This window comes from Sanguibacter sp. Z6_81, from assembly GCF_057180625.1.
The window spans coordinates 596,601-612,464 of sequence record NZ_JBXUFV010000002.1 but is presented as its reverse complement, the minus strand read 5'-3'; the positions used below and the strand labels follow the sequence as shown (position 1 = coordinate 612,464).

12 protein-coding genes are annotated in these 15,864 nt (G+C 72.8%); 7 read left to right on the top strand and 5 right to left on the bottom strand.

Annotated features, from left to right (window positions below; translation table 11 throughout):
* Positions 1-42: 42 nt before the first annotated feature.
* The 6 genes from dnaJ to era all read left to right on the top strand — a co-directional run bounded on the left by dnaJ (position 43) and on the right by era (position 4,959).
* Positions 43-1,158 carry a molecular chaperone DnaJ gene (dnaJ, locus tag AC2AXK_RS07770; protein WP_484344780.1) on the top strand — a complete coding sequence of 372 codons (1,116 nt, stop codon included), beginning with the start codon at positions 43-45 and terminating at the stop codon, positions 1,156-1,158.
* Complete coding sequence (locus AC2AXK_RS07765) at positions 1,155-1,964, top strand: 16S rRNA (uracil(1498)-N(3))-methyltransferase (protein WP_484344779.1); 810 nt, start codon at positions 1,155-1,157, stop codon at positions 1,962-1,964. Before dnaJ ends, AC2AXK_RS07765 begins: the two co-directional genes overlap by 4 nt.
* 9 nt (positions 1,965-1,973) lie before the next feature.
* The gene (locus AC2AXK_RS07760) at positions 1,974-2,351 is read left to right on the top strand and encodes an HIT domain-containing protein (protein WP_484344778.1); all 378 of its coding nucleotides are present in this window, start codon (positions 1,974-1,976) and stop codon (positions 2,349-2,351) included.
* A 102-nt stretch (positions 2,352-2,453) separates the two neighbouring features.
* Positions 2,454-3,512, top strand: a complete 1,059-nt coding sequence (locus tag AC2AXK_RS07755) for a PhoH family protein (protein ID WP_484344777.1) — start codon at positions 2,454-2,456, stop codon at positions 3,510-3,512.
* Complete coding sequence (gene ybeY / locus AC2AXK_RS07750; protein WP_484344776.1) at positions 3,509-3,970, top strand: rRNA maturation RNase YbeY; 462 nt, start codon at positions 3,509-3,511, stop codon at positions 3,968-3,970. Before AC2AXK_RS07755 ends, ybeY begins: the two co-directional genes overlap by 4 nt.
* 47 nt (positions 3,971-4,017) lie before the next feature.
* The gene (era, locus tag AC2AXK_RS07745) at positions 4,018-4,959 is read left to right on the top strand and encodes a GTPase Era (protein ID WP_484344775.1); all 942 of its coding nucleotides are present in this window, start codon (positions 4,018-4,020) and stop codon (positions 4,957-4,959) included.
* Between the two features lie 89 nt (positions 4,960-5,048).
* On the opposite strand, the gene AC2AXK_RS07740 is transcribed toward era, so the two are convergent.
* Both AC2AXK_RS07740 and AC2AXK_RS07735 read right to left on the bottom strand, forming a co-directional pair.
* Positions 5,049-6,188: an RDD family protein gene (locus tag AC2AXK_RS07740; protein ID WP_484344774.1), complete on the bottom strand. Its 1,140-nt coding sequence runs from the start codon at positions 6,186-6,188 to the stop codon at positions 5,049-5,051.
* Between the two features lie 83 nt (positions 6,189-6,271).
* Positions 6,272-7,654, bottom strand: a complete 1,383-nt coding sequence (locus AC2AXK_RS07735) for a hypothetical protein (RefSeq protein ID WP_484344773.1) — start codon at positions 7,652-7,654, stop codon at positions 6,272-6,274.
* A gap of 138 nt (positions 7,655-7,792) precedes the next feature.
* On the opposite strand from AC2AXK_RS07735, the gene eccCa reads away from it, so the two are divergent.
* Positions 7,793-11,788 (top strand): type VII secretion protein EccCa, encoded by a 3,996-nt coding sequence (gene eccCa, locus AC2AXK_RS07730; RefSeq protein WP_484344772.1) that lies wholly within the window; start codon positions 7,793-7,795, stop codon positions 11,786-11,788.
* A 25-nt stretch (positions 11,789-11,813) separates the two neighbouring features.
* Here eccCa and AC2AXK_RS07725 read toward each other — a convergent pair whose 3' ends face one another.
* Genes AC2AXK_RS07725 through eccD form a run of 3 tightly spaced genes read right to left on the bottom strand, consistent with a single transcriptional unit; the run spans position 11,814 to position 15,793 of the window.
* Positions 11,814-13,073, bottom strand: coding sequence for a S8 family serine peptidase (locus tag AC2AXK_RS07725; RefSeq protein ID WP_484344771.1), 1,260 nt, complete (start codon positions 13,071-13,073; stop codon positions 11,814-11,816).
* On the bottom strand, positions 13,070-14,425 hold the full coding sequence (gene eccB / locus AC2AXK_RS07720) for a type VII secretion protein EccB (RefSeq protein WP_484344770.1): 1,356 nt from the start codon (positions 14,423-14,425) through the stop codon (positions 13,070-13,072). The genes AC2AXK_RS07725 and eccB overlap by 4 nt, the downstream gene beginning before the upstream one ends.
* 9 nt (positions 14,426-14,434) lie before the next feature.
* A complete protein-coding gene (eccD, locus tag AC2AXK_RS07715; RefSeq protein ID WP_484344769.1) occupies positions 14,435-15,793 on the bottom strand; it encodes a type VII secretion integral membrane protein EccD in 1,359 nt (452 codons plus the stop codon).
* Positions 15,794-15,864: the final 71 nt, after the last annotated feature.

Sequence of the window (15,864 nt, the reverse complement as noted above, 5' to 3'; positions counted from 1 at the left end):
CATCCGCCAGACCACAGAAACCCGATCGGCAGAGAGCAGCCAGTGAGCGACTATTACGAGACCCTCGGCGTCCCGCGTGACGCCAGCCAGGACCAGATCAAGAAGGCGTACCGCAAGCTCGCGCGCGAGCTCCACCCGGACGTCGCCGGGCCTGACGCCGAAGACCGGTTCAAGGACGTCTCGCGCGCCTACGAGGTGCTGAGCAACGCGGAGAAGCGTCAGTCGTACGACATGGGCAACGACCCCTCCGCCCCCGGGGGCGGCATGGGTGGGGGCTTCGGCTTCCAGGACATCTTCGAGACGTTCTTCGGTGGCGGACAGGCGCAGCGCGGGCCCATCCCGCGCGCGCGACGCGGGCAGGATGCACTCATCCGCCTCGACATCGACCTGTCCGAGGCGGCGTTCGGCGTCCGCAGGGAGATCCAGGTCGACACCGCCGTCGTGTGCGGGACGTGCAGCGGGTCCTGCTGCCGCCCCGGCACCTCCCCGCGCACCTGCGACGTGTGCGGCGGCCGCGGCTCCGTGCAGCGCGTCGCCCGGTCCTTCCTCGGTCAGGTCATGACGACCGCGCCGTGCGCGGCGTGCCAGGGGTTCGGCACGACGATCCCCGAGCCCTGCGCCGAGTGCTCCGGTGAGGGCCGTGTGCGCAGCCGGCGCACCGTGGCGGTCGAGGTGCCCGCGGGCGTTGAGACGGGAACCCGCATCAAGCTCACGTCCCAGGGTGAGGTGGGACCGGCTGGCGGTCCCCCCGGCGACCTCTACTTCGAGATTCGTGAGCGCAAGCACGAGACGCTGCTGCGGCGCGGTGACGACCTGCACTGCACCCTCGAGGTGCCGATGACCGCCGCGGTGCTCGGCACCGTGATGGAGCTCGAGACCCTCGACGGGGTGGAGGAGATCGACCTGCAGCCCGGCACGCAGCCCGGCCAGGTCATCACTCTGAAGAACCTCGGCATCGGGCACCTGCAGGCGCCCGGGCGTGGGGACCTCAACGTCCACATCGAGGTCCAGATCCCCACCTCGCTCACGGAGGAGCAGGCGGACCTCCTGCGGCAGCTGGCCACGCTCCGCGGGGAGGAGCGTCCGGAGGGACGCGTCTCGGCCGCCCACTCCGGTGTGTTCAGCAGGCTGCGCGACAAGCTCGCCGGGCGCTGGTGAGCGCGCCGGTCTTCCTCGCCGACGCGGGCACTCTCGACTCGGTGGCCGTGGGGGACCGGTATGTGCTCGACGGGCCGGAGGGTCGCCACGCCGGCGTCGTGCAGCGACGCGGCCCGGGTGAGGTGCTCGACGTCGTCGACGGTGCCGGGGTGCGGCTGCGCGGAGACGTGGTGGCCGTCGACGGCCCCCGGGTCGAGCTCCTCGTCCGCGCCGTCCGGCGCGAGCCGGACGACGGCATCGAGATCGTGCTCGTGCAGGCGCTCGCCAAGGGCGACCGTGACGAGCTCGCGATCGAGGCCGCGACGGAGGTCGGGGTCGACGCCGTGCTCCCGTGGCAGGCCGAGCGGTCCGTCGTCGTGTGGCGTGGCGAGCGGGCCGAGAAGTCCCGGTCCCGCTGGGTGTCCACCGTCCGGGCGGCGGCGAAGCAGGCACGTCGGGCGACCGTGCCCGACGTGGGACGCGCGGTCGACCTCAAGGCTCTCGGCGCGCTCGTCCGACAGGTCCGTGACGCCGGAGGGACCACGGTCGTGCTCCACGAGGACGCCGAGGTCGCGCTCGCGAGCGTCCCGCTCCCGCCCGCGGACGCCGGCGCGGTCGCGGAACGGCGCCGGGTGCTGCTCGTCGTCGGACCGGAGGGCGGCATCAGCGACCGCGAGGTCGCGGAGCTGCGGACGGCGGGCGCCGTCACCGCGCGCCTGGGCCCGCACGTGCTGCGGACGTCGACCGCGGGACCGGTGGCCGTGGCGCTGCTCTCGCAGCGCCTGGGCCGGTGGGACAGCGAGCCCGCGAGCGCCCTCTCCGGCTAGGCTCGGCGGATGGACATCGTCGACTACGGCACCGAGACGCTCACCCCTGAGACCGACTGCATCTTCTGCAAGATCGTCGCAGGGGAGATCCCCGCGACGATCGTCGCCACCCGCGAGCGCGTCATCGCGTTCCAGGACACCGACCCGCAGGCGCCGATGCACCTGCTCGTCGTACCGCGCACGCACTACGGTGACATCGCCCAGCTCGCCGCCGCCGACGCGGAGCTCCTCGCGGAGATGGTGTCCCTCGCCGACGAGGTGGCCGGCGAGAACGCCGACGGACAGTTCCGCCTCATCTTCAACTCCGGGCCGCACGCGGGCCAGAGCGTCTTCCACGTCCACGGGCACGTCCTCGGCGGCGCACGCCTGGGATGGTCACCCGCCTGAGCGCGCGCTGCTCGCGGGCCCGCGGTCGATAGACTGGGCTCGCGGCGGCCCAGGAACCGGACGTCATCACCGAGCACGGACGAGGAGCGAGCACCCCGCCACATGGCATCTCCAGAGAACGACGACGCAGCAGCGGGCCTGCGTGTCGAGCACAGGATCACCGTCCCGGGCGACGTGTCCATCGCCGCACTCCTCGGCCCGGTGGACTCCGTGCTGCGAGCCGTCGAGGAGGGCTTCACCACGGTCGACGTCTCGATCCGTGAGGACGAGATCGTCCTGCGCGGACCGGTCGCGGACGTCGCGCTCGCGGGGCGCCTCGTCGACGAGCTCATCGAGGTCGTCGCGGCCGGCACGGATGTGACCGCCGAGATCGTCACCCGGTCGATCGCCATGCTCGCCGCGGCGACCGCAGCCACCCGCCCTGCTGAGGTGTTCACCCAGAACATCCTCTCCAGCAAGGGCCGCACCATCGCGCCGAAGACGGCCGGCCAGAAGCACTACGTCGACGCCATCGACGCGAACACCGTGACATTCGGGATCGGGCCGGCCGGGACGGGGAAGACGTACCTCGCGATGGCGAAGGCCGTCCAGGCGCTGCAGGCCAAGCAGATCCACCGCATCGTGCTCACGCGGCCGGCGGTCGAGGCAGGGGAGCGCCTCGGGTTCCTGCCGGGCGGCCTCTCGGAGAAGATCGACCCGTACCTGCGGCCCCTGTACGACGCGCTGCACGACATGATCGACCCCCAGTCGATCCCGCGTCTCATCGAGGCCGGCACCATCGAGGTCGCTCCCCTCGCGTACATGCGTGGCCGCACGCTCAACGACGCGTTCATCATCCTCGACGAGGCGCAGAACACCTCCGCGGAGCAGATGAAGATGTTCCTCACCCGGCTTGGCTTCGGGTCGAGGATGGTCATCACCGGCGACGTCACCCAGGTCGACCTGCCCGGCGGCACCCCGTCGGGCCTGCGCGTCATCGAGGACATCCTCACCGGTGTCGACGACATCGAGTTCTGCCGGCTGCGCTCCACCGACGTCGTCCGCCACCGCCTCGTGGGGGACATCATCGACGCCTACGCCCGGTGGGACCTCGCCGGGGCGGCGGGAACGGCGCGGCGCAGCTCGCGCGACCTCAGCCACGAGAAGGGGCAGCACAGGTGAGCATCGAAGTGAACAACGAGTCCGGCGTCGAGATCGCCGAGGCCGAGTTCGCAGCACTGGGCCGGTTCGTGCTCGAAGAGATGCGCGTGCACCCCATGACCGAGCTGTCGATCCTCTTCGTCGACACGGACGTCATGAGCGAGCTGCACGTGCAGTGGATGGACGAGCCCGGACCCACGGACGTCCTGTCCTTCCCGATGGACGAGCTGCGGCCCGGACGCGACGGGGAGATCACCCCGGCGGGTCTGCTCGGAGACGTCGTCGTGTGTCCCGAGGTCGCTGCCCGCCAGGCCGCGGAGGCGGGGCACTCCTCCGCGGAGGAGATGCTCCTGCTCACGACGCACGGGATCCTTCACCTCCTCGGCTACGACCACGCCGAGCCGGACGAGGAGAAGGAGATGTTCGCGTTGCAGCGGCGGTTGTTGCTCACCTTCCTCGCGAGCCGGCGCCCCGAGTGAGCACCGTCCGTCCCGTCGCCCGCACCAGCCAGCAGGAGAGCACACGCATGAGCACCACCGAGCCCACCCCGGAGCGGACCCGCGCCCACAAGTCGGGTTTCGCGTCCCTCGTGGGGCGCCCCAACGCCGGAAAGTCCACACTCACCAACGCCCTCGTCGGCCAGAAGGTCGCCATCACCTCGGGACGCCCGCAGACCACGCGGCACACGATCCGCGGGATCGTGCACCGCGAGGACGCGCAGCTCATCCTCGTCGACACCCCGGGGCTGCACCGGCCCCGCACCCTCCTGGGCGAACGCCTCAACGACCTCGTCCGAGAGACCTTGACCGAGGTGGACGTCATCGCGTTCTGCCTCCCAGCCGACCAGAAGGTCGGTCCCGGTGACAAGTTCATCGCGAACCAGCTCACCGACCTGGCCCGCGGACGGCGGCGCACCCCGGTCGTCGCCGTCGTCACGAAGGCCGACCTCGTCTCGCGCGAGGACCTCGCCAAGCACCTCCTCGCCGTGAACGAGCTGGGCGACTGGGACGACATCGTGCCGGTCTCCGCGGTGGGCGGGTACCAGGTGGGTGCCCTGGCCGACGTCCTCGTGAGCCACCTGCCCGAGGGGGGCGTGCTGTACCCCGACGGAGAGCTCACCGACGAGCCGGAGGCCGTCATGGTCGCGGAGCTCGTCCGCGAGGCCGCCCTCGAGGGGGTCCGCGACGAGCTGCCGCACTCGTTGGCCGTCGTCGTCGACGAGATCAGCCCGCGGCCCGGGTCGGGCTCCAACCCGCTCCTCGACGTGCGGGTCGACCTCTACGTGGAGCGGGACAGCCAGAAGGCGATCATCATCGGCCGCGGCGGGTCCCGTCTGCGCGAGGTCGGGACCGAGGCGCGTCGGGGCATCGAGGCTCTCCTGGGCACCCGGGTCTACCTTGACCTGCACGTCAAGGTCGCCAAGGACTGGCAGCGCGACCCGAAGCAGCTGCGCAAGCTCGGTTTCTGACCCGCCCGGCCCGTCGATGCCGGCCGCGGCGTCCGGGGCTGCGGCCGGCAGCGTGGTGCTGTCCGTCCGATCGCCCCCCTCGACGGTGGTCAGCGGTGGACGCGGCGCGCGGTGAACTGCCGCTGACCCACGCGGACGCTGCCGTCCGCGGGTACGTGGACCCGCATGCCGGGGAGGACCTCGAGGGGCTCACCGTGCGACGTGAGGACAGCGCTGCCGTTCGTCGAACCCCGGTCGCCCACCCAGAAGCCCTGGTCGTCGACACCGAACTCGAGGTGCGTCTTGGACACCGAGCGGTCGTCGTCGGCGACCGGGATGAGGTCGTCGTGGTGCTCGCCGTCCTGCGACTGCGGCTTGCGACCGATGAGGCCGCTCCCGCGCACCATGAACGACTGCCCGTTGTCGAACGACAGCAGGTACTGGGGCACGGAGGCTGACGGTGCGCCGGGGACCTGGCTGATGGGCGGAACGGGACGTGTCTGCGGCGTCATGGCTGTCGGAGGAGCGCCGGCCGGTGCCGGCGGGCCGGAGTGTCCGAACGGACCCGCGGGAGCGGGCACCCCGACCGGCGCGGGCGGGTTGGTCGGCGGGTTGACCGGTGGGGCGGACATCGATGCCCGCCGTTGTTCACCCCCGGCGGGCCGGTACGGCCCCGCGGGCTCGGTGCTCGGCTGGCCGGAGATCTCCGAGCGGCCCGTCGAACCGGGCGGACTGGCGACCCGCGGCGCCTGGAACACCGGCGCCGCCGCACGCCGGTCCGGACCGCTCGCCGTCGTCGCGACGGCGCCTGACGAGCGACGTGCGCGCCGGCGCCGGGAGACATCGACGACGGTGGTGCCGGCGACGGCATCGTGCCAGCCCTGTCTCAGCTGCCCGCGGTCCCACGCGGACGAGGCGACGACGATCCACTGACCGACGACCGCGACGAGCGCACCAGCAGCGACGACGAGGGACCGGACGACGACCCGGCGGATCCCCGGTGCGTGGCGGCCATCGGTACGCGCGGTGCGCACGGCGCACACCGCGTTGCCGACCGTGGTGCCCGACCGGGCCTCCCAGACGCACAGGGCGATGACGAGCTCACCGAAGGCCAGAGCAGCGTAGAGGGGCTCGTCCGTGAGGACGAGGACGAGGACGCTGACGCCGACGACGACGAAGGTGTCCACCGTGTATGCGGCAACGCGGCGCCCCACCGGTGCAAGCCGGGGGACACCGGGTGTGGCGGTCATGGTCGTCCTCGTCGGGTGGGGCCGGGTGCGGGCGGTGGCGATGCTACCAGCGGCCCGGGAACGTCGGTCGTCCGGCGTGGCCGTCATCCTGAGAACGCGCTGCGCACGAGCTCGATGGTCCCGATCGCCACGAGAGCTGCGGGGACGCTGAAGGTCACGGCCAACCCTTCGAGCGCGTCACCGAGCCGCGAGAGGCGCACCCACCTGCGTCCGCGCGACATCGCGACGCTCACGAGCACGACGACCAGGCCCGTGGCCGCCAGCAGACCGGCGAGCGTGATCGCGCGGCCACCGTCGACCGGAGGCGCGAGCGCGACGAGCTCGAGCAGGACGATGCCCGCCGCCGCACGGGGGGCCGTCCGGGACGCCGCGCTCCGTGCCGTCCGCGGCACGAGCACGAGCGCGAGGGCTGTGAGCACGACGAGCACCACCGACGCCACCCGCTCGACCGCACCCGTCACGGGGAGCAGGGCGACGGGGACGAACGCCACGGCGGCGACGCTGGCCGTGAGCGTGCCCGCCGTGAGCAGCCGGTCGCCCCGCGCCACCGCGGCGCGCACGGCTCGCGGCCGTACCGGCGGCGACGGCCGCGGCGGCCCGCCACGCACGGAGAGCGCTGCGCGTGTGACGTGCTGCGCATCCACGAGGTACTCGACAGGGACCCGCAGGGCCGCGGAGGGCAGGATGCGCAGCACCGGGGGGACGAGGCCCAGGCTGACGACCGCGAACGTCCACGGCGCGAGATCGAGGAAGAGCACGGAACCAGCGACGAGCGCGACCACGGAGAACGCGGTGGCAAGAGCCGTGGCAGCCTGGGCACCGTCACCGCCAGCCTGCTTCGCGACGACCCCGCCGAGAGCCGACACCGCGGCGGCCGTGACGAACCCGGCGAGGACCGCGAGCTGGAACCCGTCCGCGAACGTCGTCGCCGTCACGGCCGTCGTCCCGGCACCACAGGCGAGGAGGGCCGCAGCGACGATGCACACGTCGTTGCGACCGGACTGGTACACCGCGGGCCGCAGGGCCAGTGCGAGCGCCGCGAGCAGCAGGAGGCTGACGACCGCGAGGCGCTGCCCCCCCGACAACGCTCCCGTCGCGGCGATCGCCGGAAGGCCGGCAGCGAGGGTCGCCACCACCCCGCACACGCAGGCGAGGACGAGCAGCACCGCCTGGGGAACGACGGTGGGCCGGGACTGCGTGCCCGGTCCCTCACGTCGGCGCGCGGCACCGCGGGGGACGGCACTGACGTGCAGCACCGCGCCGTCGCTCACGACCTGGCCGGCCGTCCGGGTGAGATCCAGCGCTGCGCCGTCCGACGTGACGACGACGATCGCCGGGTCCTGCGGGTCGACGCCGACCGAGCGCAGGGCGTCAGCAACGCGCAGCTGGTCGGGGAGGAGGACGTCGACGCGGGCGGACGAGAACTGCAGGGCGACGCGCTTCGTCGGTGCGAGCGTGTGCGGCACGCAGATCCTCCTCGCCTCGGGCGGGTGTACGACCACGCGCGCCGGACTCCATATTATGGTGTGCCTGACCGCCCTCGGTCCTGCATCGCTCAGCGATGGTAGATGTCCACATGTGGTGCACGCCCAGGAGAGGGCCCCATGACCAGCCCGACGATGTCCACACCGCTCTACCGCGACACACGGATGGCACCGCCGCCCCTCCCGTCAGGTCGGGTCGTCATGCAGGCCCCGCCCGAGCTCGTCCCCTCGGACGGCATCAGCGGTCTCATCTCCTCGCTCGTGCCGATGCTCGGCAGCGTCGGCTCCATCGTCTTCGTCGCCATGGCGTCGCCCGGTGTCCGCGGGATGATCGGCGGTGCGATGTTTCTCGTCGCCTCGCTGGGGTTCGTCGTCGTCAACGGCTGGCGGCAGAGGTCGCAGCACCAGGCGCAGGTGCTCGGCAGCCGCCGCGAGTACCTCGCGTACCTCACGGACCTGCGCGGCACGGTGCGCGAGGCAGCCCGCCAGCAACGTCGGCACGCCCTCTGGAACAACCCCGACCCGGGCGCACTGGCGGCCGTCGCCGAGGAGGGGCAGCGCGTCTGGGAACGAGCGCCCGGCCAACCGGACCACCTGCGCGCCCGCGTCGGCGTCGCGACCGTGCCGCTGTGCCTCGCGCTCGAGGCTCCCGAGACGCCGCCGCTCGCCCAGCTCGACCCGGTCGCGGCCTCGGCCGCCCACCGGTTCCTCGTCACCCACCAGCTGCAACCGGACGTGCCGGTCGACGTCGACGTCGCCGCGTACTCACGCATCGAGATCACGGGTCCTGAGGAGCAGGCGCGCGGTCTCGCTCGTTCCATCGTCGCGCAGCTCGCGACGTTCCACTCGCCCGAGCACCTGCAGATCGCTGTCGTCGCGTCGCCCAGCGCCCTCGCGGACTGGGAGTGGATCAAGTGGCTCCCGCACGCGCACAGCACGCGTGTGAAGGACAGCGTCGGGCCGGCGCGGATGATCGGGACCTCGCTCGAGGACCTCGAGGACCTGCTGCCCGCCGGCCTCAGTGAGCGCCCGCGGTTCTCCCCGGGCGGCGAGCCCGCGGTGCCGCACGTGCTCGTCGTCGTCGACGGCGGGAACGTCAGCCCGCTCAGCGCCATCGCTCCGAGCGACGGGGTGATGGGTGTGAGCGTCCTCGAGCTGCCGGAGGTCTGGGACGACCTCAGCGACCCGCTCCGGCTCCGGCTCGCTGTCGGAGCGCCCGTGCGGACCGCGCGGGGCAGCCGCCCCCGTTCGCCGCTGCAGGTGCTCAGCCTGCGCGACGAACCCGTCGTCGCGACCGCGGACGATGCGTCCGTGCCGGACGTCGAGGCGCTCGCGCGCCGGCTCATGCCGCGCTCGGCCGGTTCGGGCGAGTCCCAGGCGGACACGACCGCGGTCTCGGCCGAGCTCGTGGACCTCCTCGGCATCGGCGACATCCGTGACCTCGACCTCGACGTCTCGTGGCGTCCTCGTCTGCAGCGCGACCGGTTGCGGGTCCCGATCGGCCTGACCGACCAGGGCCAACCGATCGCTCTCGACATCAAGGAGTCCGCCCACCAGGGGATGGGACCGCACGGCCTCGTCATCGGTGCGACGGGTTCCGGGAAGTCCGAGGTCCTGCGCACCCTCGTGCTCGCGCTGGCGCTCACGCACTCGCCGGAGGACCTCAACTTCGTGCTCGTCGACTTCAAGGGCGGCGCCACCTTCGCCGGCATGGCGGACATGCCGCACGTCTCGGCGATCATCACGAACCTCGGCGAGGAGCTCACGCTCGTCGACCGCATGCAGGACGCCCTCCAGGGTGAGATGACCCGACGGCAGGAGCTCCTGAGGGCCTCGGGGAACTTCTCCAACGTCACGGAGTACGAGAAGGCACGCCGTGGGGGCCGCACCGATCTCGCGCCGCTGCCGGCCCTGCTCATCGTCGCCGACGAGTTCTCCGAGCTGCTCGCCGCACGCCCCGACTTCGTCGACCTCTTCGTCGCGATCGGACGGCTCGGCCGCTCGCTGCAGATGCACCTGCTGCTCTCCTCCCAGCGGCTCGAGGAGGGGAGGCTCCGCGGGCTCGAGTCCCACCTGTCGTACCGGATCGGTCTGCGCACCTTCTCCGCCGCGGAGTCGCGGACCGTGCTCGGGGTGCCCGACGCGTACAACCTTCCCCCCGTCCCGGGGATCGGTTACCTCAAGCCCGACACGACGACGATGATCCGGTTCCGGGCGTCCTACGTCTCCGGGCCCCCGAAGGCGCGCACGTCCCCCCGCCGCGCGCTCGAGCAGAGCGGCGGCGCAGGGCTCGAGCCGTTCACCGCGGCGCGGGTCGACTCCACGGACCTCGTCCGGTCCGAGCTGCCGGCGCCGTCCGCACCCGAACCAGCCGAGGAGCGCGCGACGTTCGACATCGCTGTGCGCGCGATGGCCGGGCGCGGACCGGAGGCGCACCGTGTGTGGTTGCCCCCGCTCGTCACGCCCCAGACCTTCGACGAGCTCATGCCCGACCTCGCCGTCGACCCGAACCTCGGGCTCGTCTCGGCGCGGTGGCGCGCCCTCGGTGACCTCGTCGTCCCGCTCGGCATCGTCGACCGGCCGCTCGAGCAGCGCCGGGAGGACCTCGTCGTGTCGCTCGGCGGCGCGGCGGGCCACATGGCAGTCGTCGGTGGTCCGCGCACGGGAAAGAGCACCGTCGCGCGGTCGGTCGTCACGGCGCTGTCCCTCACGCACACGCCGCTCGAGGTGCAGTTCTACGTCCTCGACTTCGGTGGTGGCACGTTCAGCCCGCTCGCGTCCCTGGCACACGTGGCGGGTGTGGCGAGCCGCAGCGAACCAGAGGTGGTCCGGCGTGTCCTCGCCGAGGTCAAGGGCATCGTCGACCGTCGCGAGAGCTACTTCAGGACGCACGGCATCGACTCGATCGAGACGTACCGGCAGCGGCGCCGCGAGGGCCGGGTCGACGACGGGTACGGCGACGTCTTCCTCGTCGTGGACGGCTGGCCGACCATCCGCGCGGAGTTCGACGAGCTCGAGCCCCAGATCCAGGCGCTCGCCGGCCGGGGCCTGACGTTCGGTCTGCACCTGCTGGCCACGTCGACGCGATGGATGGACTTCCGCAGCCAGGTCAAGGACGTGTTCGGGACGAAGATCGAGCTGCGTCTGGGTGACCCCATGGACTCGGACATCGATCGCAAGGTCGCCGTCAACGTGCCCAAGGACCGGCCCGGCCGTGGTCTCGTGGCTTCCAAGCATCACGTCCTGTGCGCCCTGCCGCGCATCGACAGCGACCCCCAGGCGGGCACGCTCGGCGCAGGTGTCGAGCACCTCGTCGACACGGTCAACCGTGCGTGGACAGGCCCTGCCGGGCCGAAGCTCCGACTCCTGCCCGACGACGTCACGCTCGAGGCGGTACGGGCGCAGGCACCGGCGGACAGCCGGCTCGTGTGGCTGGGCATCGACGAGTCCAACCTCGCACCCGTGGGACTCGACCCGCTCACCGAGCCGCACCTCTACCTGTTCGGTGACGGCGGCTCGGGGAAGTCCGGTCTGCTGCGGGGGTACGCCCGGGAGATCATGCGTCTCTACACGCCGAAGCAGGCGCAGTTCTTCGTGGTCGACTACCGGCGTTCGCTGCTGGGGGAGATCCCCGAGGAGTTCCTCGCGGGGTACCTCACCACCCACGAGGCAGCTTCCGAGGAGCTCGGTGGCCTCGCGGCGTACCTGCGCGGGCGGCTGCCCGGCCCGGACGTCACCGCGGATCAGCTGCGGTCCCGCTCATGGTGGTCCGGTGCTGAGGTGTTCGTCCTCGTCGACGACTACGACCTCGTGGCCACGTCGCTCGGCAACCCGGTCGCGAGCCTCGCGACGCTCGTGGCGCAGGCAGGCGACGTCGGGCTCCATCTCGTCGTGGCCCGGCGTTCCGGTGGCGCGGGCCGGGTGCTCTACGAGCCCGTCCTCCAAGCACTGCGCGACACCGCGGCACCCGGGATCCTCCTGTCGGGCAGCCCGGACGAGGGCCAGCTCATCGGTTCCGCACGCCCCATCCCGTCCGTGCCCGGCCGTGCCCAGCTCGTCACGCGCGAGCGCGGTCGCGAGGTCGTGCAGATCGCCTCCACGGCCCCGACGCACTGACCGTCTGCCCTGACGGCGCGCGCCGTCAGGGTCGGCGTGCCTGGGGCCGTGAACGCTGGGCGAGCCGGCCGAGGAGGACGGTGGCGAGGACGGCCCCGACGCCGCCGAGCGTCCACCACCGCGCGGCATCCTGGGTGCGCGTCCGAGGGTCCTCGACGGCGGCGAGGTCGAGGACCTGCGGTGCGTTCTCGGGCGGCGCTGGTGGCTCGTGCACGGGGCTCGGTGGTCCGGGCGCGCTGCCGTCGTCGACGAACGCCAGGGCCTCCGTCGGCCGGATGACGCCCCATCCGACGAGGTCGTCGCGGGCGCTCGCGGTCGCACGCGCGGCGGTGACCTCGAGCCGGAACGCCCACTGGGCCGGGCTCTCGTCCGGGTGCGCCTCCGCGAGCAGCGCGACGGCAGCACTGACGTACGCCGTCGCGTAGCTCGTCGAGGGGACGCCGTCCCCGAGCACGCAGTCGCCGGCTGCGAGGAACGTCGTGAGCACGTCGGTGCCGGGCGCGGCGACGTCGATGTGGGGGCCATGGATCGCGTCCTGGCTCGGCAGCCCTGCTGCGTCGACGGAGGTGACGGACAGGACCTCGGGGTACGCGGCGGGATACCGGGGGGAGTCGCTGGTGTCCTCGGTGGTGTTCCGGTTGCCGGCGCTCGCCACGACGAGTGCTCCCGCTGCGGTGGCGTGCGCGACGGCCTCTCGCAGCTCCGGCGCGTCGGTGACGGTGCTCATGGACACGTTGATGACGCGCGCACCCGCGTCGGCTGCTGCCCGGATGCCTGCGGCCATGCGGTCCACCCGCGGGCCGTTGCCCGACTCGACGATCTGCTGCTCCTCGTTGACGTACACGCGGACGGCGAGGATGGTGCTGTCCGGCGCGAGCCCTACGACGCCGGAGCCGTCCACCGGGCGGGCCGCGATCTGGCCCGCCACCGCTGTGCCGTGCGCCATGACGTCGGTCGTGGACGCGTTGTCCGCCTCCGGGACGGCGACGAGGCTCGGCCCGGCGACGACCGCGCCGGTGAGGTGGGCGTTGCCGGCCTCGACGCCCGAGTCGACGACGGCGACCGTCACGCCGCGGCCGGTCGCGGTACGCCACGCCAGCTCGCTGTTGAGCGCCTCGAGAGCGGGCGGCGTGTCGGGGGTGTACGACACGACGTCGGGTTCGCACGCCGCCATGGGGAGCAGCACCCCGTGGGGCGCGGCCGGCGGGTGGGAGGCTGCGACAGCGCAGGTCCCGAGGAGCACCTGCGCGGTGACGAGCGGCACGACGAGGAGCGAGGGCCTCACGGCACGGCCAGGGGAGTGGCGCTGGCCGCTTCTGCGGTGAGCTCCGGCCCTGCGGGCAGCAGCGCCGTCCACGCCTGCGGGATCGGGGCGACGTCGGACTCCGTGTACCCGAGCCGGGCGAGGACCTCGGTGTCCGCTCCGGGGATGGCGAAGACCGTGCCCGACTGGTCGACGAGCTGGACAGGTCCGCGGTCGACGACCCGGTCACCGGTCGCGCGCAGCAGCGCGCCGTGCCCCGGGGAGACGACGGCCTCGGGGCTGCTCCCCTCGGGGAGCGCGTCGAGCGGCGCCGTGGCCAGGTGGGCGACGGGCTGCTCACCGCCCTCGTCGGCGAGGACTGCGCACAGCGGAGCGGTCTCCCCGAGCGAGGCCGTCGGCTCGGTGGGCCAGTCGGCGGGGCTGGCGGCGGGCGCGCTGTCCAGCGCGGCGATGTCCGCGCTCGACACGCGGATCGGTTCACCGAGCTCGGCCCCGCTGCCCAGCTGGTACAGGCGGTGGGCCACCTCGCTGACGGGAGCGAGCCGTCCGTCGGAGGACACGAGGTACCTGTCCGGTGGGGTTCCGCTCCCGGTGACCTCGACGACCGACCCGACGACCGTGTCGGCCGGCAGGGCGTCGATCGTCACCGGGGAGCCTGCGTCCGCGACGACGAGCGGCGCGAGGTCCTCACCGGCCCGGAACAGGTTGAGCCATGTCGCCGGCGCCGACCGCACGGGTGCGGTCTCCAGGTCGAGTGCTCGGAGGACGGCCGGGACAACCCCGTCGGGGACGAGGTGGCGCGTGGTGTTGTGCACGACGTACGTCTCGTCGGCCACCCGGACGACCGCACTCTCCGTGACGAGCTCACCGCCGGAGCTGCCGGGTCCGATCGTCGTCCGCGTGCCGCCCTCGGTGCCCACGCACGTGAGCCAGCCCTCGCCCCGCAGGTTCGCCGGAGCGGGCAGCTCGTCGGGTGCTCCCGTGATGCCGATCCGCTGGCCGCGCGGCACCTGTGCGATCTTGTCCTGCGGGACCTCGACCACCTTGAAGGTGGACGAGGGGACGAGCAGGCGGGCGCTCGTCGTGTTCGCGACCGGGTAGAGGGTCCCCTTGATCGCGACGAAGCGCGTCCCGCTGTCCTTGGTGAGCACGAGAGAACCGTCGTCCCAGCCGTTGGGCAGTCCGGGCTTGATGAGCCCGAACCCGATGCTCCCGAGGATGAGCAGGATGGACAGGGCGACCCCGGCGACGACGGCGCGCATGGGCTTGCTGGGCTCGAGCTCCCGGCCGCCGGGGGTGCCGCTGACGAATGCGGTGAGCAGGCGGCGTCGGCTGAACGCCTGCGCTGCGACAAGGTCCTTCTTCGTCGCCATGCTGACCCGCTACAAGAGCCCCGCGGCGGTGACGCCGAGGGGCAGCAGAAGGGCGAGGCTCACGAGCTCCATGGAGTCGGCGATGCGACCGAACGCGGCGCGGGGTCGGGGCGCGATGAGGCAGGCCCCGACGACGACGGCTGCGACGACGGCGAGGGAGCCCATGAGCGCCCCACGCCACTCGGGGTGTGCCACAGCGGCGGCGAGGACCGTGAGCGTGAGTCCGACGACTCCCGTCGCCATGACGACGAGGACGTCGCTGCGCGAGTAGGTCTGCCGGACGCTGAGGAGCATCCCCGTGTACGCGAGAACCATGAGGAGTGTCCCGGCCAGGCCGAGCCCGACGACCTCCGGTGTGGCGAGGAGCGCGACCAGGCTCACGGCGGACCGGAGCGCGAGCTGGACGAGGTGTCCGCGGTCGGCGTCCCGGCGGACCTCCGCCTCGTCCACCGGCTCCGGTGACAGCGTGATCTCCTCGTCGGACTGGGGGGAGACGACACGCAGCGTCGTCGAGGAGATCGCCGCCCACGGGATGCCGTTGCCCACCGTGACGACGATCGCCACGGTGAGTGCCAGGGCCTGGCCGGCATCGACGTCGAGCAGGGCGACGGCGCAGCCGGCCGCGGCGAGGACCACGCCCAGCGCGACGTGCAGCACGCTGATCTCGCGTTGGGCCGGGAGCACGGCCAGCCCGCACACACCGGCGAGCAGCGCACCGGCGCCGGCCGCCGCGAGCGGCCACCCCCACCCTCCGGCGGGCCCGGGGTCGGTGATGAACAGGTCTCCGGCGACGAGCCAGTAGGCGCCCGCACACAGGACCATCGCCTGCGCCCCGACGACATGGCCCTCGCGTCGGCCGATGACCGCTGCGCTCACGAGCACGAGGGCTCCGACGACCGCGGCGATGACGGGAGCGAGGAGGTCGCCGCGCTCCGAGCCCAGCAGCAGGACCGCACCTGCGAGGAGGAACGCCGAGGCGGCACCCACGGCGGCCCGCGCGCTGTCCTGCGGGGTCCACGGTTGGTGGTCGCGTGCGACCGCGTCCGCGACAGCCTCGACGACGTCGTCGTACACGCGTTCGCCGGGCCGCGACGAGCCGGCCTCGAGCGTGAGGACCTCTCCGTCCATGACCCCCTGGGCCAGCAGCGACACGCTCGTGTCGAGCTCGCGGCCGTCAGCGTGGAGCAGGTGATACCCGCCGTACACCGAGGCGGCGTCGAGAAGCCGCAGCGTCCGTGCGAAACCGGGCAGCAGCTCGGCCACGGGGATGCTTCCCGGCGCGCCCACGTCGAGGCGCCGGTCACCGGCGACGACGGAGATGCGCACGAGGGTGCCCAGGACGCTCGGAGGCGCCGAGACCTCGGTCATTCGGGTCCTCCTGGGAGCAGCGGGACGGTGCGACGACGACAGCATAGTGAGTCCCGCCCGGGGCCGGGGCC